This is a genomic window from Endozoicomonas sp. ALB091 (assembly GCF_049310265.1).
Taxonomy (GTDB): domain Bacteria; phylum Pseudomonadota; class Gammaproteobacteria; order Pseudomonadales; family Endozoicomonadaceae; genus Endozoicomonas.
In genome coordinates, this window is record NZ_JBLYNQ010000006.1 from 269774 (window position 1) to 288448 (window position 18675).

An 18675-nucleotide genomic window follows, 5' to 3' on the forward strand; every position below is an offset into this window, starting at 1 on the left:
TCTTCGGAGTATTTTATTAAATGACTGGTTAAGCAATTTTGCAAACAATGAGTTCTCTGGCTATTTCCGATGCCGTGCTGGCCTTTGCCTGCCTTTTTGCTGTTTTTCTTATGGCACAGCAAAAGAGTTTCGCTGACGTTCATCGCTTTTCTGCCACTGCTGCCTTGCTGGGATTCCTGCTAATGGCGCTGGCATCCATTACTGGCAGCCTGCGTTATGGTATCTCCAGTGCCTGGTCAGGCCCCCACGAGATGCTGGTGAATGCTGCCATGTTTCTTGCGCCGCCTCTGACCGGAATTGCCACCTGTCTTGGCGTTAGCGTCAGCAGCTGGAGTCGGGCCGCCTGGGGTCGGCTGATACTGGGTGTGTGCGTGGTTTACGAAGTCTGTCGATGGTACGGTTTAGACATTATTTACCGTGACCTGCAAATGGCTGTGCTACTGATTTTCGCGTCATGCCTGCTATTGCGTTCAACGGTGGAGTCCGGGCCGAAGTGGCTGATCATCGCTTCTGTTACCAGCTATTTTACCGGCGCGCTGATCATCGGTACTGAAGGCACACTGGCTGGCTATCTGAGGCTGGATTTATTCCGGTACCTGATTGGACTGGGCAACCTGCTGTTGAGCAGTGGACTGTATCTGCTCTTTAAAAACCGGTATCAAAACGACAACGACAAGCAGTTATCGGCCTGAGCCTTATCAAGCCGGGAACCTAGTACATGGTTTCAATGAGTGTGAAGGGTTGTCGTGCCTCCGCACTCCGTTCGTCCTGAGTGCTGAGCTTGTCGAAGTATCGAAGGACCCATAGGGCCTAAAGGCGGAAACTCCGGACTCTGATAGATCGTGCCAAGCACCCTTCGACTCCGCTCAGGGTGAACGGAGATTGTACACGTCAAACTCTTTGAAACCATGTACTAGGCAATATCACACCCCCAGGTAATACAGAGGATCGGCAATGCGTTTTAACGCAAAAAACTCATGCCCCTTGTCATCATAAACTTTTCTTAGCTTGTGGCTGCTGACCAGGCCACTCAACTCAGAAAAAACATGGCCAAAACCGGAGCATCCGGATCGCAGGCGCTTGCAGGCCTCAGCGTCCTTTTTTTGCTCCGGGTTCTGATGGTGCCGCTGAATCAGCATCTCCTGCAACCGGCCACTGAGGATACGCTTCTCTATGGGCTGTGCCAGGTAACAGGCCATGGCCCGGGAGACCCAATCCAGGGCAAAGTGCAACATTTGCCATTTTGCCTCCTTCTCATCATTCAGTTGGTCACCGGCCAGGATGACCGCGTTCATCTGCTCGGGAAAAATACACTGCCGCAAGTAGAACCAGGCTGCATCTTCGCAAACACGCCCATAGACCTGGTCCTGCATCAGCCACTGTTCAATACACAACTGCTCACTGGCAAGATCACTTTTGTTTCGATGGGCATTAATCTCCCGGACAAACCTCTGAACCATCAAATCACTATCGCTGAAGCGCCCCTCCCTTGGCATAAACAGCTGCCGTGGGGCCGTTGCCCCGGCCACCTTCTCAGGCGCTGGCCTCAAAGATGTAACCGGTGAAAGTTGGTCTATCTGTACCGCTTCCGGGGTTTTATCCGGATGTTCGCGGTCTTCAGAATCTGATTGTTCAGGCAAATCAGACTCCGACGGCAAATGCCTCTGCTTAACCGGCCGGGCAACTTCAGGTGTTTGCTCCGTATCCGGACTGTGCTGCTTCGGGGCAACCACGTTCCCTCTGAACTCCGCCCTGCTGCGCTGATGTGTTTTTCTTTTTTTCCTGCTTTTCCTGCTGCCAGATTCAACGACAACCGGCGTTTTAACAGCATCTGTTGCTGCAGTGCTGGTTACGGCAGGAATATTTAACTCACAGATTTCAATTAATGAATCCAGCCTTCGCCTGAGGGACTCTGGCAAACCGGGTAAGCTGCGCAGCTGCTGATACAGTTCCCGGGACTTTTCAAACCGACCAAAACCCAGGTTAATATCACCCGCATCTTTGAGCAGCAGCGGGGACAAGCCACTGTCTGCCGCATTAGCCAGATGTATAAGGGCGATCAGCGGATGTTTTTCAAACCCTGTGGAACAAAGGTACATTAGCCCTTTGGTCAACTTCATAAGCCCACTTACAAAGCGTGACTCCTTCGCCTCAAGACGTTGCTCGAAGTACTTATACAGCCTTCTTTTCGTATCCCCCTTGCCTGCATCCTTGAATACCCCGCCAAGCAGATTATTTATTGTCCCTTTCGATACCCGCAACTTCGCCCCCGATTCCTCAAACACTTGCCTGAGATCGTTATGGTTATAGCGGTTGCGCCTGGAGCGAAGTTCGAGCCTGCCACCTTCCTGTCGGGAACGAATAATGTCACTCCAGTCCAAAGTAATGATCTGCCTCAGCCCTTCCGGATAGTCAGCAAACTTTTTGATCTCAGGCTTGGCATTGGTACCCATTATCAGCCCCCCCAAATCCAGCATGAACAAGTCACGGGGCGTCATTTTTTCAAGACAGCTTTTGAAGTGTTTGTCAGTCAGCTTGAGGAGGGTAGTGAATGCATCCATCAGCTCCCGGGCAAAAGTCCGTTCCAACATAATCATTTCAGAGCTCCGATTCAGGAACGGAACCAGCAGACGCGGGATAAGAAAGGGTGAAACCAGCAGCAGCTTATCTGTATTACAACTCAGCTTCACCAGCAGCCAGGCGGCGGGAAAAAATTCAGTCTCCCGGACCAACTGAGAAAGCTCCTGCACCTGCTCATAATCCATAGAAGAGGGTGACTGTCCGGAAATCAGCAAATATAGCTCAACAGCCCTGAGATAAAGGTCGAGAAAATCCTTATCAATATTCTTAAGCTTTGCCAGGATGGGTTCAGTGGCTTCAGGCTCCCCGGCATATTGCAAAGCCAGAAATCCTGACAACAGAAAATTGCATTTCTTACCATTACTGACGAAGGGAGACAATTGCTCTTCTTCATCACAAATGCATGCAGCTAAAATGCGCATTATCGCCCGGCTATCGAAGGGGTGCGATGTACCAAAGGCGGACATCACCGCGACCACTTTTTCCCGGCTCGATAAATGGTTGTTCTTTTCGCTGTTAACAGGGTTACCCATTAACAGCCCGGGGCCATGATCAGATACAGCGGTTGCAGAGGTGCAGGGAGCGGCATCGGGGAACGTAGCAACAGGGAACCCTGAACATGCCGGTGATGAGACATTAACCACTGCCAACTCTCGTCCCCACGCGATGGCTGAGGCTGAACCAGAAGCAGACATCGCATCACTGCCCCCTGGGACAGCACTGCCAACTTCCAGTGACTTAAGAGAATCTGACAGTGAATCCATAATATCCCCCACTACCGGCACAGGCCAAAGGATGACGGTGCTGATGCCATGGATACGAGCTGTGACTGCCTAACCAGCGGTTAAGTTCAGTCCCTGCTGGGAATATGGGGCATCACGGGGAAGGGTCGGACATTATCACCCTGTGCTTCAAAAACCTTGCCGGTTCCCTCTTTTTCCACCTCATCAATACGAATAATGGTATTCAGTGGAATGTAACTGCGCTTTACACCTTCAAACGCTGCCTTCAGTTTCTCTTCGCCCGGGTCAACCAGTAGCTGACTGCGCTCACCGAAGACAAACTCCTCAACCTCAATGAAACCCCAGAGTTCACTCTGGAAGATCTGTCGGGCGTAGATTTCAAACACTTCGCCCTGATTTTGAAAAATCACACGGAAAATGGGGGTTTTCGCCATTAGGTTCTAGTACCACGTTAATTCTGCCCAGACGTTTTACGGCTTGAGCTGACCATAGGATTTCAGGGCGCAGATCATAACACAAAGCCTGACTGCAATGGTTTGCCTAAATACACTGGAATGTACAAATCTGACCGGATCGATTATTCGTCATCCCACGCCCGCACTCTGCAATGACCACAATACAATCTATGTAATCACGGTTTAACCGGGCTCATCCTTGACTATCCTCCATGGTGCAGGGTAGCTATAATGCCCGGTTTATGAACAACAGGCTTGGCCTCGCTGCAGGTTTGAGCCCTCCAGGAGGCTGTTTGGGAATAGCGCCCACAGGGTGGACTATTCCCGGACAGCCTCCCGGCACAAGCCAGTAAAGTGTGAAATGAGCAAAAAACTGTATATCAAAACCCATGGTTGCCAGATGAACGAGTACGATTCCGCCCGTATGGCTGATCTGCTCGGCGAGACTCATACCCTGGAGCTGACGGACAATCCGGAAGAGGCGGATGTCCTGCTGGTAAACACCTGCTCCGTGCGGGAAAAAGCCCAGGAAAAACTGTTCCACCAGCTGGGTCGCTGGCGAAAACTGAAAGAGAAAAACCCGGACCTGATCATCGGCGTTGGCGGCTGCGTTGCCAGCCAGGAAGGTGATGAGATCCGTAAACGGGCACCCCAGGTTGATGTGGTGTTTGGCCCACAGACCCTGCACCGTTTGCCGGAAATGATCGATGCCAGCAAGGCCAACCATATTCCTGTGGTGGATGTTACCTTCCCGGAAATTGAAAAGTTTGACCGTTTGCCGGAACCCAGTGTGGATGGTCCAACGGCGTTTGTCTCCATTATGGAAGGCTGTGACAAGTACTGCACTTACTGCATCGTTCCTTATACCCGTGGTGCGGAAATCAGCCGCCCCATGGATGACGTTATTGCTGAATGCTATGGCCTGGCGGAAAAAGGCGTTCGGGAAATCAACCTGCTGGGGCAAAACGTCAACGCCTATCGTGGTGAAAAACACGATGGCTCCGTCTGTGACCTGGCGGAATTGATCACGGTGGTGGCTGCCATTGACGGGATTGACCGTATCCGCTTTACCACCTCTCACCCACTGGAGTTTTCAGACAGCCTGGTCAATGTCTACGCCGAAGTTCCCGAGCTGGTCAGCCATCTGCACCTGCCGGTACAGAGTGGTTCTGACCGGGTCCTGCAACTGATGAAACGGGAGCACACCGCAGCAGACTACCTGAAGAAAATACGACAGCTTCTGGCTATCCGCCCTGACCTGAAGCTCTCCTCGGACTTTATTGTCGGCTTCCCGGGAGAAACCGATCAGGACTTTGCAGACACCATGAACCTTATTGCAGAAGTGGGCTTTGACGCCTCGTTCAGTTTTATCTTCAGCAAGCGCCCCGGAACTCCCGCCGCCGATATGGAAGACAATGTTCCCGAGGAAGTGAAGAAACAGCGCCTGCAGATTTTGCAGAACCGCATTAATCAGCAGGTTATTCAGATCAGCCGTCGTCTGGTGGGCAGCACCCGGAAGATTCTGGTGACCGGTTACTCCAGGAAAGATCCGGGACAATTATCAGGACGTACCGAGTGCAACCGGGTAGTGAATTTCCAGTGTGCTGACCCTCGCCTGATTGGCCACTTTGCGGATGTCGAGATTGTTGAAGCGTTGCCGCACTCTCTGCGTGGCACGCTGATCAGTTCCGAGCTGGACAGCGTGGCCTGAGAAAAAGAGGCGTAATGCCTCTTTTTCCTGACTGGCTTACATTCAGAGACCATCGTAATATCTTACCTGAATCCACTTGCAGTAAAGGCTAAACACTGACTTTGAATACCAAAACACAAGGACAGGACTCTTCCGGAAGTAACAACGCCTCTGGCCATAATGCCACTGATCAAAACGTCTGCCGCTTCTCTCTTGAGCCTGATGAGCCACAGAGGTTCGCCGAACTCTGTGGGCAATTCAACCAGCACCTGAAACAGATCGAAGAACGTCTCGGTGTCACCATCCGTCATCGTGGTAATGTCTTTGCCATCCAGGGTGACAATGGCCGTGCGGAGGTAGCGGGCGAAGTCGTCAAGCGACTGTTCAGAGAAACCGGTAAGGACGAACCCCTCAGCCCGAACACGGTTCACCTGTTCCTGCAGGAATCGGCCATTGAGTGGATACACGAAGAACCCGAAGACAAGCTGATCTCTCTGCGTACCCGCAAAGGCCTGATTACGCCCCGGGGGCCTAACCAGCAAAGTTATGTAAAGTCGATTCTGCAGCACGACATCAATTTCGGTATTGGCCCTGCGGGTACCGGGAAAACCTACCTGGCCGTTGCCGCTGCGGTACAGGCCCTGGAAGAAGAACAGATCCGTCGCATTCTGCTGGTGCGTCCTGCGGTGGAAGCGGGGGAAAAACTGGGCTTTCTGCCTGGCGACCTGTCCCAGAAAATCGATCCTTATCTCAGGCCTCTCTACGATGCCCTGTATGAAATGCTCGGTTTTGAGCGGGTTGACCGACTGATAGAGAAAAATGTGATTGAAGTTGCCCCGCTGGCCTACATGCGGGGTCGTACACTCAATAATTCATTTATTATTCTCGATGAGTCCCAGAATACCACTCAGGAGCAGATGAAGATGTTCCTGACCCGTATCGGCTTTGGCTCTACCGCCGTGATTACCGGTGATATCACCCAGGTTGACCTGCCCCGGGGGACACGCTCCGGTCTGGCCAGTGCCATTGAAGTCCTCAAAGGGGTCGACGGTATCGGCTTTACCTGGTTTAACGCCAAGGATGTGGTACGCCATCCCCTGGTACAACGGATCGTGCAGGCCTATGACCGTTTCGACAAACTGACCCAGGAGCAGTCAACAGGAAAGTATTCCCGACCGGGTAAGCAACCTTCTGCTCCCCGCTCTGCACGCTCTTTACCCGCTGAAGGCTCTTTACCAGCTGAGGGCTCTTTACCAGCCGAGGGCTCTTCATCACCCAAAGGCGCACAATAATGGCCTCGGTTCATATTGATGTGATGATTAACAGCCGCAGCACACAGCTTCCCGAACAGAGTGAGCTGGAAAAGTGGGCCGCAGCTGCCGTTGGCCAGCACCGTCAGGAAGCTGAAATCAGCCTCCTGATCGTCGATGAAGATGAAGGTGCCGAGCTGAATCGGCAATGGCGGGGCAAGGAAGGGCCAACCAATGTACTGTCCTTTCCTTCCGATCTGCCTGCCGAACTGGAGTTGCCATTACTGGGTGATTTGATAATCTGCGTCCCTGTTGTTGAGCAGGAAGCTATTGAACAGAAAAAAAGTCTCAATTCCCACTGGGCTCATATAATGGTTCATGGCACACTTCACTTGCTTGGCTACGATCACATTGACGATCAGGAAGCCGAAGAAATGGAGTCTCTGGAGACGGAAATTCTCGGTCAGCTCGGCTATCCTGATCCCTATCAGGACAGAGAGTAATCCTGACAGGCTTTGGATCACGTTTAACACATTCATCAGTAAACCGCCCACCGGGAGGTGGGCATAGCCGTGAAGACAGAGGGCAATGAGCGACGACCATTCGACGGAAGATCATCCGTCACCATCATGGATGGACAAACTGACCAGCATATTTCACCAGGACCCCAAAGACCGCAACGCGCTGCTGGGCATACTGCGAGATGCCGGAAGCCGGGGCATGCTGGATGATGAAGCGCTGAGCATCATCGAAGGCGCTGTTCAGGTCGCGGACATGCAGGTTCGTGAAATCATGATCCCCCGCTCCCAGATGGTCTGTGTGGATGAAGACCAGAACCCGGAAGAGTTCCTGCCCCAGGTTATTGAGTCGGCCCACTCCCGCTTCCCGGTTATCGGCGATACCAAAGATGAAGTCATCGGTATTCTGCTGGCCAAGGATCTGCTGCCGTTGATTCTTAACACCGGGGGCAAATTCAATATCAAGAACCATTTACGACCAGCGACTTTTATCCCGGAAAGCAAACGCCTGAATGTTTTGCTCAGGGAGTTTCGCACCAACCGTAACCACATGGCCATCGTTATTGATGAATTTGGTGGAGTGGCCGGACTGGTCACCATTGAGGATGTGCTTGAGCAGATTGTTGGCGATATCGAGGATGAAACCGATGTTGACGAAGATACCTTTATCAAACCGGCGGATGACCTTGAACACGCGTTTATTGTCAAAGCGCTGACGCCCATTGAAGACTTTAACGAGCAGTTTGCCACCAGGTTCCCGGATGATGAGTTTGATACCATTGGTGGTATCGTCATGCAGGAGTTTGGCCATATGCCAACCCGCAATGAATCCGTGGAAATTTCCGGCTTCCGCTTTGATGTACTGAACGCCGATGGTCGTCGGATTCGACTGTTGCGGGTAACCCCCTGCTGATGCCTGCTGCGACGTCCCGTTCATCTCTTCAGGTTGTGCGCTACCTGCTGTCGCTGGCCGCAGGTGCGGCCATGCCCCTGGGCTTCAGCCCTTTTGACATCTGGCCAGTTCCCATGCTGGCTGTTGGCATGATCTTTCTTTTGACCCGAACATTACCCGTCAAGACCGCAACAATGTGCGGTTTTCTTTTTGGCGTCGGGATGTTTGGGGCTGGCACATCGTGGATATACGTCAGTATCCATGAATTTGGGGCCGCTTCCCCCATGCTGGCCGGACTGCTGACCGGGCTTTTTGTCCTGGGCATTTCCGCCCTGATGATCATGCCGGTCTTCCTGCTTTACAGCTGGCTTAATCAACGAAAAGCCGGGGCAATGCCCCCCTGGCAGCAGGCACTGATGTTTTCAGGGCTCTGGGTACTGTTTGAGTGGGTGCGCAGCTGGTTGCTGACTGGCTTTCCGTGGCTGTTATCGGGCTATGCACTTCTGGACACGCCCTTTGCAACGCTGGCTCCCGTTATCGGAACCTATGGCTTAAGCCTGCTGATGGTAGCCACCGCCTGCCTGTTGTTTGCCCTGATTATTCCGGCTAAACAGCAGCGAACACCCAATATTATTGCTTTATTCATCGCCCTGGCAGGTTGGGGACTTTCGTGGCCGCTCAACAACATGGCATGGACAGAAAAAACCGGCGATATCTCCTTCAGCGCGGTACAGGGAAATATTCCCCAAAACCTGAAGTGGGACCCTGACTTTATTCACACCACCATCATTAATTACATTGGCCTGAGTGAAGACCAGTGGCAGCAGGAATTGATTATCTGGCCGGAAAATGCCATTCCACTGTTTTATAACCGTGCCCGGGGCTTGATGGCCCAGCTGGACAGACTGGCCCGTCAGAATAACAGTACATTAATTCTTGGTATGCCAGTGGATGATAATGCTGGCAGCGAAACCCGTTACTTCAACAGTATTCTGTCTCTGGGAGAAGGCTATTTACCCGCAGACGGCCCCGGCCGCTACGACAAGCAGAAGCTGGTGCCATTTGGTGAGTACGTTCCCATGGAGTCCCTGCTGCGCGGGCTGATTGATTTCTTTAACCTGCCCATGTCAGAATTCTCCCGTGGAGACTCAGAACAGACCTTACTCAAGGCGGGCGAGGTAACCATTGCCCCTTATATCTGTTATGAGGTGGTTTACCCGAACTTTGTCGCACAAATGGCGCAAGAGAGTGGGCTGCTGATTACCATCAGCAACGATACCTGGTTTGGCAAATCCATTGGCCCTGTCCAGCATTTCCAGATTGCCCGGATGCGAGCACTGGAAACCGGACGCTTTATGATCCGGGCCACCAATGATGGCATTACCGCCCTGATTGATGAAAAGGGACGTGTGGTAAAAACGATTCCGCGCTTTACCCATGGCGTTTTGTCAGCAACCGCAGAGGTTCGCGAGGGCCAGACACCATTTATGATGTACGGCTCCTGGCCGGTGTTACTGCTAGGCTTGTTTCTGATTTTTCTGCCGCTGTATGCAAGAACCCCCCGAAAAAGAAGTCAGTGATGCCGTGGGATAGACCCAGCCCCCCCGGACAGCCCCTCAGGGGGCCATTGTCTTCCCAAGAGCGACGTCCCTGGTTAAATCCACCTCCTGCTCAAATCGTTCAAACGCAGCGATAAGTTCAGACACTATCATTTCCAGCCTACTCTGTCTTACAGCTTCTTCCAGCCCGGATAATCCCAGATATTCCTCAACATAACCAATTATCTGATCGATCATCCGGTCATCAGGCTGGAGATGATCCAATGGCGAATTACCCCGGTCATCCAGATTTTCCAAACTCGGCCAGGCTCCTTCTGCTAACAATAATGCAAATACTTTAACCCTCTCGGGATGTTCACTTCTGCCTGCGTGATGAAGTGGCCTTACACCCGCATTGGTCGGATGATTGATGGCGATTTGATAGTCAGGATCAGCCCTGAACATATCACAGTACCACCGCACCACCTCCTCCCTGCCACCGGCTGCCAGATTAAACCGGTTATTACCCGTATTATTGGCAGCCTGCCCCTTTAAATCCCCCGGAGTTAATATTGCCTTGATGGATTTAAACAGTTGGTAATATTCCGTCCGCAGTGCTTCGGGAGCACTGTTTAACAGAAAAACCAGTATTTGATCCGGACAGTCCCTGTTGATTGCCGGCCCCACTTTACCAGCAACTTCATAGGCCATTTCATCGACTGATCTGGCCCCATTGGGTTCATTAAACAGTGAAACAATCCGCTCACGGGAAACTGAATTACAAATCACCTGAAATGCCTGAGAATCTGCTGCTGCACATGCCCAGTGAAGAGGGTTCATGCCAAAAGGGCAATCAACATCCCTGCCGATACGTAACGCTTCAGCAGCCACAGAAGCCAGAGGTTTTGCCTTATCAGCAAAATCAGATACATGTCTGCACCTGGAAAAATCAAGCACCTTCTGCTCCATAGTTGAAGCAATTCCACCACTGGCAATCGCCTCACCAGACACATGTCTGTACGGATCAAGGGGCTGAGTTCCGGGGGCATCCATCAAAATATCCTCTCGAAGCTGAAGTAGTTTGAACTTTTGATTGGCAATCCAGAAAAAAGTTTCGTCCAATGTTCCTTATATAAAAATGGAACCGGACAGCCGCTGCAAGGTCAAACGGCGATATTTAATGTCCAGGTGTGCAGGGTGTCTTTTTGAAAGCAGCAGCATCCACTCATTCCCCCCCGAAGCCTGCGGGCCGGGTTAAGCAACAAGTCGGCTCAAACAGGATTCCTGACCGCGTCGGATGTAGATTTAACGGTAAAAATGTCTCAACGCATCCGTTTCACAGAGGCACAGCCCCACCCCTGAATGATGCCAGGCGTATTGAGGCTGCCTTTTGGAATAAAAGGCTGTTAAAGGGACATCAAATCACCCCGGCTGAGGTGTTTAAAGCCTATGGCAGTGACCGTTCGTCTCTCAGAGCTGGCTTTTTCCTGCAAAGGCTTTGTGCACAGAACATTCTTCTTGACAATAAAAAAGTCACCCCGGAGCAGGTCATCCAAGAATTCAACCGACAGCCAGATGGCAATGATAAGTGCAGATTGGCGATAGCACGCTATAGAGAAGAATTTTGCCTGAAGGGCCTGCCATTAAATGGTCAGCCGGTCACAGCGGATACGGTGATCAAGGATTTCCCGAATACTCCACACGGCATACTGGGAAGAGCGCGCTTTAAGGAACAATGTTGCCTCAGCGGCCAGCCGTTGAATGGCCAGCAGATTACACCGGATGAGGTGGTTAAGGCTTTTCCGGACAGTCAAGCCGGTAAACTGGGGGTAGCCCGCTTCACCGCAGAATGTTGCCTGAAGAGCCTGCCGTTGCATGGCCATCGGGTCACAGCAGATGCAGTGGTTCAGAGTTATCAGGCGGCCGGAGCAACACTGGAGCTGGCACGCTTCAAAGCGGAATGTTGCCTGAAGAGACTTCGGTTGGATGGCAAGCTGGTCACACCGGATGCGGTGGTTAAGGGTTTTCCGGGCAGTCCGGCCGGAAAACTGGGGATCGCGCGTTTCAAAGCAGAATGTTGCCTGAAGAACCTGCTGCTGTATGGTCGACGGGTCACACCGGATATGGTGGTCAAGGATTATCAGGCCGCCAGGGCATCTCTGGAGCTGGCGCGCTTCAAAGCAGAATGTTGCCTGAAGCACCTGCTGTTGTTTGGCCGACAGGTCTCACCGGATGAGGTGATGAAGGATTATCAGTCCGCCAGGGCACCACTGGAGATGGTTCGCTTTAAAGCAGAATGTTGCCTGAAAGGACTGCGGTTGAATGGTCGGCCGGTCTCACCGGATGAGGTAGTTAACGGTTATCAGACAACCAAAGCGCTGCTGGAGCTGACGCGCTTTAAGGAACAATGTTGCCTGAGGAACCTGCCGTTGAATGGCCAGCGGGTCACAGCGGATGCCGTGGTTAAGGGTTATCAGGCCGCCAGATCACTACTGGAACTGGCACACTTCAAATCAGAATGCTGCCTGAAGGGCCTGCTGTTGCAGGGCCGTCAGGTCTCAACGGATGAGGTGGTGAATGATTTCCTGAACAGTCGGAAAGGCAAACTGGGGATAGCGCGCTTCAAGGAACAATGTTGCCTCAGGGGTTTGTTGTTGTATGGCCAGCAGGTCACCCCCGAAGAGGTGGTTACGGATTTCCCGGATAGTCCGGAAGGCAAACTGGGCAGGGCCCGCTTCAAGGAACGATGTTGTTTCAGGGGCAAGCTGCTGCATCGCCAGTCGGTCACAGCACATCAGGTGGTTAAGGATTTCCCGGATAGTCCGGAAGGTAAACTGGCGCAGGCGCGCTTTAAGCAACGGTGTTGCCTGAAGGGCGTGCCACTGAAGGGCCGACAGGTGACACTGGAAGAGGTGATGCAGGATTATCAGGCCGCCAGAGCAACCCTGGAGCCCGCTCGCCTAAAAGCAGAATGTTGCCTGAGAGGACTGCTATTGAATGGCCGGCAGGTGGCTCCGGATGAAGTAGTCAGGGGTTTCCCAAATAGTCCGGAAGGCAAACTGGGAAGGGCCCGCTTCAAGGAGCAATGTTGCCTGAAGGGCCTGCCATTGAATGGCCAGCCGGTCACACCAGATGCAGTCGTTAAGGGTTTTCCGGACAGTCAGATTGGCAAACTGGGAATAGCGCGCTTTAAGGAACAATGTTGCCTGAAGGGCCTGCCGCTGAATGGCCAGCAGATTACACCGGATGAAGTGGTTAATGACTATCAGGGTGCCATGGCAACAATGGAACTGGCTTGCTTTAAGGCGGAATGTTGCCTGAGGAGCCTGGCCTTGAATGGCCTGCAAATTACACCGGAGGAAGTGGTCCGGGGTTTCACCAACAATCCGGCGGGCCAATTGGCAGCAGCGCACTTCAAAGCGGAATGTTGCCTGAGAGATCTGCTGTTGAATGACCAGCAGGCCTCGCTGGATGCGGTGGATTATGAACGGGGTGGCTGGTTGCTCGAAAACACTATTTTGTATTCTCAGCTGCCATTGAAGACGAAAGTATTGGAAAGTATCTGGGATAACCAGCAAGTATTAGACGCGTTTAATGAAATACCCGGCGATCATTCGGCTGTGCAAACCAAATATCTGATTCAAAGGCTGAAACAATCTCTGCGGTACGGTGACACCAACGAAGCTCAGGATATACTTCAACAGGCTTGGCAAATCTCAAACAACGCACCGGTTCAGGACGATGAGCAACACCGACTGCAATGTATCCTGAAATTCATGGCTATGCAGAATGAATGGGCAATTGACCATGAAAACCTGTCAGCAGAACAGGTGTTGGAATCCACCAAAACACTGAGACACTCATTTCAGAACTTACGTATACGTTTCTTCTTCCTGGCGCACTGCTATATCAACAGCCTGTGTGTTAATGGACAACAAATCCATAAGGATCAGGTATTAGAATGCCTCAAGAGTTTTCCTGAAGAAAGTAAACTGCATTATGCTTTAGTTTGCTGGCTTGAAGAATGCAGCACCGACACCAATGTAATGGATTATATGCTGTTTAGACGAGAAAACACCGTTGGCGGTGATAGTCTTCACGGATACGATGTCTCTGATGGTCAACATGGGACTTCGGCTTACTTCATGTTATCTGTTGATGAAGACTATGGGCTTGATATGAATTGAACGACAAAAATTTTCTAAATAACACTGCCCCAGGCTGGCCTTCGAGGTTAAACACAACACTCAGCTGCGATAGATCAGCCAGTACCATAAATACCCGGCGTACTCTCTGAAAGCACGTTCACTGTCGCTCAAATAACGGGCACTGGGCAACCATCGACTGATACGGAAAGTGTCTTTTGAGGCATTGGCCAGCATACCCGGTGCCGGAATCACATGAAAACCCGCTCGTTCAAAGCTGAGAACGGCCCTTGGCATATGCCAGCCATGGGTCACGAGTAAAACCGACTGAATATCCTCAGGCAGCATTTCACGGGCATACACTGCATTTTCCCGGGTTGTAGTACTTTGATCCTCCAACCACCGGGTTTCCACAGCAAAATCATGCTTAAGACTTTCTGCCATGGTGGCTGCTTCCGGTCGGAAACCGCCACCACTGACCATAACCGGCAGCTCAGTCTGACGGCTCAGCCATGCGCCATAACGGAGTCGCTCCAGGGTATACATAGAAGGGCGAAAGCCTGACATCTCGGGGCTGATACGAGGTAAACCACCACCAAGAATCACCACTGCCTGAGGCTCTACAGGTTGTGTTTGCCCCGGCGTAAAGACCGGGTAACGCTCAAGACTGCGAATAAGCAGCGATGAAACCGGCTGGGTTGAGAACAGATAAAGAATGACCAGTGCCAGCCAGGCAATCCATGACTTAAAAATCAGTCCCATTATGATCAGCCAAATCAGCAACATGAAAAAAGGAGTCCATTTGTTTTTCTAGGAGCCTGTCGGACTTAAGCGTCCGTCTAGGCGACCCCGTAGCGAGGATTGCGAGAAATTGAGGATGAAAATTTCTGCTTCTGAGGAGAATAGCGGGGCTATTTGACGAAGAAGCAGGAATTTTTAGACCAATTTATCGCAACCGCACGACTGCATGGATGCAGGAGCTAGGGCAACGCAGGAGCAGTTGCCGCGTAGGACAGTCTTAAGTCCGACAGGCTCCTAGCCCCACAGGCCGGAAAGGGAAAACTTTAGTGACGGCACGTTATTGTGACACGCTCATTGAAAATCGGACAATCCCAACCCGTTTGATCAACTATCCTGAACAGTCCCATAGTTTTAACGATAAGGTTTACGCTGTGCAAGGACCGTTTGAGCATCTTGTTCTGGAAATGGCAGTCATCTTTGGTGGTGCATCGTTACTGGGCACCCTGTTTGTCTGGCTGAAACAACCCATTATTCTCGCTTATATAGGCCTTGGTATGCTGATTGGTCCCCAGGGTCTGAATGTGGTCATGGATGATGGACATATTGAAGCGATCTCCACCATGGGGATTATTCTGTTGATGTTTCTGCTGGGGTTACACCTGCACCCCAGAAACCTGCTCAAACAGTTAAAACAAACGGCGCTGGTAACCTTTCTCTGCCTGAGCGTTGTTGGTGCCATGATCTGTGCCACTCTTGCCCTGCTCTTTGATTTTTCATTGACAGAAGCGTTGATCGCTGGCCTGTCTCTTGCCTTTTCCAGTACCGTACTCAGTTTAAAGCTGATCCCTACCACAACACTGCACCATAAGAGAACCGGTGAAGTGATGATCAGTATTCTGCTGTTTGAAGATATTCTGGCCATTCTGACCATTCTGATTCTTTACAGCAGCAACGGTGGGGCCCATATCGAAGCGCTATTACTGCCGTTGAAAACCTGTGCATTTGCCCTGGGGGCCTGGTGTTTTGTCCGATACGTCCTGCTACCGCTAATGGGGCGTTTTGACATTATCTCTGAGTATATTTTTCTGGTGTCTCTGGGCTGGTGCCTGACAGCAGCTCAACTGGCGGAGTCTTTTGGTCTGTCCCATGAGATCGGGGCTTTTATTGCCGGAGTCAGTATTGCTACATCGCCAATCTCACTGATTATTGCCGAGGGTTTGAAACCGTTGAGGGAGTTCTTTCTGATTCTGTTTTTCTTTTCGGTTGGAGCCCAGTTTGAACCGATGCTGAAAAGCCATCTGCTGATGGCTATTCTATTGACGTCAACGATCGTATTAATTGCCAAGCCCATACTGTTTAAATATCTGCTGAAGCATCTGGCAGGCGAACGACACGATAATGCGGCAGAAATGGGGTTACGTTTGGGGCAGAGCAGTGAATTCTCACTACTCCTGGCCTACGGAGCCATGACGGCAGGAAGAATCCAGCAGGAGACCGCATTACTGATCGAAGGGGCGGCAATTCTGACCTTTATAGTTTCTACGTACCTGGTGGTATTCAGACTGCCAACACCGATATCCCCCAGCAATGAGTTAAGAAGTGATTGAAACTCTGCTGAGTTTTTAATGCCACAAAGAGGCATTGGATTAAATAACAAAAAAGAATATACCTTCATGTTCAAACGACCGGGAGTTCGGAGACAATTCACCCGGATCATTAGCAATTTGAGCCTCACTGAGCGAACCATTAGCGGGGTTTATCTGGTCTTCGATGTGTTGATCAACAGCCGGGTGGTCTCTGATGTGTTGATCAACATCTGACAGCAGGGCTTTCTGGTTACAATTGCTAAAGGGGCAGAGAACAATCAGGTTATCCAGAAACATCCTCGTTTCTATACTGTAGCTGGTTAATGTTTTGCCGGTAACGACAATACCATCGCAATTATGCTCACCTATTGCTAATGAATCGTTATTATCTATGCAAGGTTGGCAGATCGTATGATGACAACCATCAATTTTCCTGCCGTTGTAGGTGATATTCCTGCATTGAATGCATTCCAGGCTTCTCAGTGCGGATATCTGCGATGAATCATTGCTAAAGGCAACATCTACCTGTTGACCTGAGGGTGTGATCACTGAAAAGGACTGTAAAACGCCAGGCATAATCTGAGTTCCTCTAGATCCTCTGAAACAACAATCGGTTATGTTTTCTGGTACTAAGACGGCTTTGACCATTACCAGCGCTGTTTAGTTCCAACCCTCAGGACAGTTCCTTACATCAGCCCCCACAGCAACACTGCCAGTATCTGCGGCGACAAAATTCTCAAACACATCACCAGCGGATAAACCGTTGCGTAGGACAGTGCCGCCGCTCCGGACTTTTCATGCAGACTGTTGGCAAAGGCCAGCGCAGGCGGGTCCGTCATGGAACCTGCCAGCAGGCCACAGAGGCTCAAATAGTTAAGCCCACCAAACATACGGCTGGTAATACCGATCACCAGCAACGGCATCAGGGTGATCACTGCGCCGTAGAGCATCCATTGCAAACCATCCCCATGCACCAGGATATCCACAAAGTTTTCCCCGGACTTTAAACCAACCACAGCCAGAAACAGAACAATACCAATCTCCCGCAACGCCAGGTTGGCACTGGGCGGCATAAACCAATATAAACGACCAATACTGCCTATTCGGCCAAGAATCAACGCCACCAGCAGTGGTCCACCGGCCAGCCCCAGCTTGAGCGCCGCTGGCAGGCCCGGGATCGTCAGGGGCACAGAGCCCAGCAGAATCCCCAAACCAATACCAATAAACACCGGCATCATCTGAACCTGTTGCAGCTTCTGCTGGGCATTGCCCACCTGATTGGCCACCGCATCAATCGACTCAGGGCGACCAACCAGGTTGAGAATATCACCAAACTGCAACGTCGCGTCCCGGTTGGGCACCAGCTCCACACCGGAGCGGTTCAGGCGGGAAACCACCACGTCATAACGCTGTTTGAATTTCAGGTCGATCAGCTTTTTACCCAGCACCTTCTCATTGGTTACCACCACCCGGGAAGTTCTGAGCTCCGTCCCCTTGGTGGTCAGGGACGCGTGCACCTCTTCGCCGAGAATAAGGCGGGCATTCTGCAATTTCTGCCGACTGCCAACCAGGTGGAGAATATCCCCCATCGCCACTGATGTATTGCCTTTGGGGACAACCAGTTCTTCCCCCCGCTTCAGTCGGGAACAGACCAGCTCGCCGTCATTCAGCCCCGGAACATCCTGAAGCGCCAGACCATCAATATTCGGGTTTCGAATGGCCACATTGATGGTATACAGACTTTCCTTTCCGGTACCGGACACTTTCTCAAAGGCTTCCGCTTCCTCGTTAACGTCTATTTTGAACAGTCGCCGGATAAACCACATGCTCAGCAGAATGCCACAAATACCGAACGGGTAAGCCACCGCATAAGCAGAACCTGGCAGTGCCAGCATGCTCTCTGGCATTCCCAGCTCGGCCAGAATGCCGGTACCCGCCGCCAGAGAAGGCGTATTCGTCACAGCGCCCGAATAAACCCCCAGGACAACGGGCAGGGGAACATCAAACATCAGATGAAGCACGGTGGCCACCACCCCGCCCAGCAGTACCAGCCCTGCGGCAAAGGCATTCAGTTTCAGACCGCGGCTTTTCAGCGATGAAAAGAAGCCCGGCCCCACCTGAATCCCGATGGTGTAAACAAACAGAATCAGGCCAAACTCCTTGATGTACTCCAGTGTGTGGCTGTCCAGATGGATATCCATCTGATAGACAAAGTGCCCCACCAGAATACCCCCGAACAGCACGCCACCTATGCCCATACCGACGCCACGGATGCGCCAGTTACCTATCCACAGGCCCAGCACGGCCACCAGCGACAGGATCGATATGGATATCGCGATATCGCTCATTATGTTTTCCAGAAAGTGAGAATGAATGATGAAGATTAAAAAAGGATCGCCACCTTACCAAACACTGACAGTCAGGCCGGATGATATAGATCAATACGAGACAATCTGTGTGGATAAATCATCAGGAAAAGTGCAGTTGCGCAGGCAGTGTTGTATCCTTGCGGGTTATTAGTTTCCCTGACTCTTTGA

At 51.6% G+C, this 18675-nt stretch carries 14 protein-coding genes; 8 read left to right on the plus strand and 6 right to left on the minus strand.

The genetic code is table 11. The features are described 5' to 3' along the window. The first annotated feature begins 38 nt into the window (after positions 1-38). Positions 39-692 (plus strand): hypothetical protein, encoded by a 654-nt coding sequence (locus ACO6UX_RS08215; protein WP_422446593.1) that lies wholly within the window; start codon positions 39-41, stop codon positions 690-692. Positions 693-923: 231 nt separating this feature from the next. Here the strand turns inward: ACO6UX_RS08215 and ACO6UX_RS08220 are convergent, their stop codons facing one another. Beyond that, on the minus strand, positions 924-3344 hold the full coding sequence (locus tag ACO6UX_RS08220) for a hypothetical protein (RefSeq protein WP_422446595.1): 2421 nt from the start codon (positions 3342-3344) through the stop codon (positions 924-926). Positions 3345-3430: 86 nt separating this feature from the next. Continuing rightward, positions 3431-3757 carry a DUF1820 family protein gene (locus tag ACO6UX_RS08225; protein WP_422446597.1) on the minus strand — a complete coding sequence of 109 codons (327 nt, stop codon included), beginning with the start codon at positions 3755-3757 and terminating at the stop codon, positions 3431-3433. Positions 3758-4139: 382 nt separating this feature from the next. Here ACO6UX_RS08225 and miaB point away from each other — a divergent pair, with 382 nt between their 5' ends. The 5 genes from miaB (at position 4140) to lnt (ending at position 9708) form a co-directional block, all read left to right on the plus strand. Beyond that, positions 4140-5489: a tRNA (N6-isopentenyl adenosine(37)-C2)-methylthiotransferase MiaB gene (gene miaB / locus ACO6UX_RS08230; protein ID WP_422446599.1), complete on the plus strand. Its 1350-nt coding sequence runs from the start codon at positions 4140-4142 to the stop codon at positions 5487-5489. A 101-nt stretch (positions 5490-5590) separates the two neighbouring features. Further along, positions 5591-6760 (plus strand): PhoH family protein, encoded by a 1170-nt coding sequence (locus ACO6UX_RS08235; RefSeq protein WP_422446601.1) that lies wholly within the window; start codon positions 5591-5593, stop codon positions 6758-6760. Continuing rightward, complete coding sequence (gene ybeY, locus ACO6UX_RS08240; RefSeq protein WP_422446603.1) at positions 6760-7221, plus strand: rRNA maturation RNase YbeY; 462 nt, start codon at positions 6760-6762, stop codon at positions 7219-7221. The genes ACO6UX_RS08235 and ybeY overlap by 1 nt, the downstream gene beginning before the upstream one ends. 85 nt (positions 7222-7306) lie before the next feature. Next, positions 7307-8149, plus strand: a complete 843-nt coding sequence (locus ACO6UX_RS08245; protein WP_101745588.1) for an HlyC/CorC family transporter — start codon at positions 7307-7309, stop codon at positions 8147-8149. Continuing rightward, on the plus strand, positions 8149-9708 hold the full coding sequence (gene lnt, locus ACO6UX_RS08250; protein WP_422446605.1) for an apolipoprotein N-acyltransferase: 1560 nt from the start codon (positions 8149-8151) through the stop codon (positions 9706-9708). Before ACO6UX_RS08245 ends, lnt begins: the two co-directional genes overlap by 1 nt. 36 nt (positions 9709-9744) lie before the next feature. On the opposite strand, the gene ACO6UX_RS08255 is transcribed toward lnt, so the two are convergent. Continuing rightward, on the minus strand, positions 9745-10719 hold the full coding sequence (locus ACO6UX_RS08255; RefSeq protein ID WP_422446607.1) for a hypothetical protein: 975 nt from the start codon (positions 10717-10719) through the stop codon (positions 9745-9747). Between the two features lie 152 nt (positions 10720-10871). On the opposite strand from ACO6UX_RS08255, the gene ACO6UX_RS08260 reads away from it, so the two are divergent. Further along, a complete protein-coding gene (locus ACO6UX_RS08260; RefSeq protein WP_422446609.1) occupies positions 10872-13853 on the plus strand; it encodes a hypothetical protein in 2982 nt (993 codons plus the stop codon). A 60-nt stretch (positions 13854-13913) separates the two neighbouring features. Here the strand turns inward: ACO6UX_RS08260 and ACO6UX_RS08265 are convergent, their stop codons facing one another. Next, positions 13914-14573, minus strand: coding sequence for a YdcF family protein (locus ACO6UX_RS08265; RefSeq protein WP_422446611.1), 660 nt, complete (start codon positions 14571-14573; stop codon positions 13914-13916). 305 nt (positions 14574-14878) lie between these two features. Between ACO6UX_RS08265 and ACO6UX_RS08270 the strand changes: the two genes are divergently transcribed. Continuing rightward, the gene (locus tag ACO6UX_RS08270) at positions 14879-16159 is read left to right on the plus strand and encodes a cation:proton antiporter (protein WP_422446613.1); all 1281 of its coding nucleotides are present in this window, start codon (positions 14879-14881) and stop codon (positions 16157-16159) included. Between the two features lie 39 nt (positions 16160-16198). Here ACO6UX_RS08270 and ACO6UX_RS08275 read toward each other — a convergent pair whose 3' ends face one another. Beyond that, the gene (locus ACO6UX_RS08275; RefSeq protein ID WP_422446615.1) at positions 16199-16714 is read right to left on the minus strand and encodes a hypothetical protein; all 516 of its coding nucleotides are present in this window, start codon (positions 16712-16714) and stop codon (positions 16199-16201) included. A gap of 110 nt (positions 16715-16824) precedes the next feature. Then, the gene (locus ACO6UX_RS08280; RefSeq protein ID WP_422446617.1) at positions 16825-18486 is read right to left on the minus strand and encodes a putative transporter; all 1662 of its coding nucleotides are present in this window, start codon (positions 18484-18486) and stop codon (positions 16825-16827) included. Positions 18487-18675 lie beyond the last annotated feature (189 nt).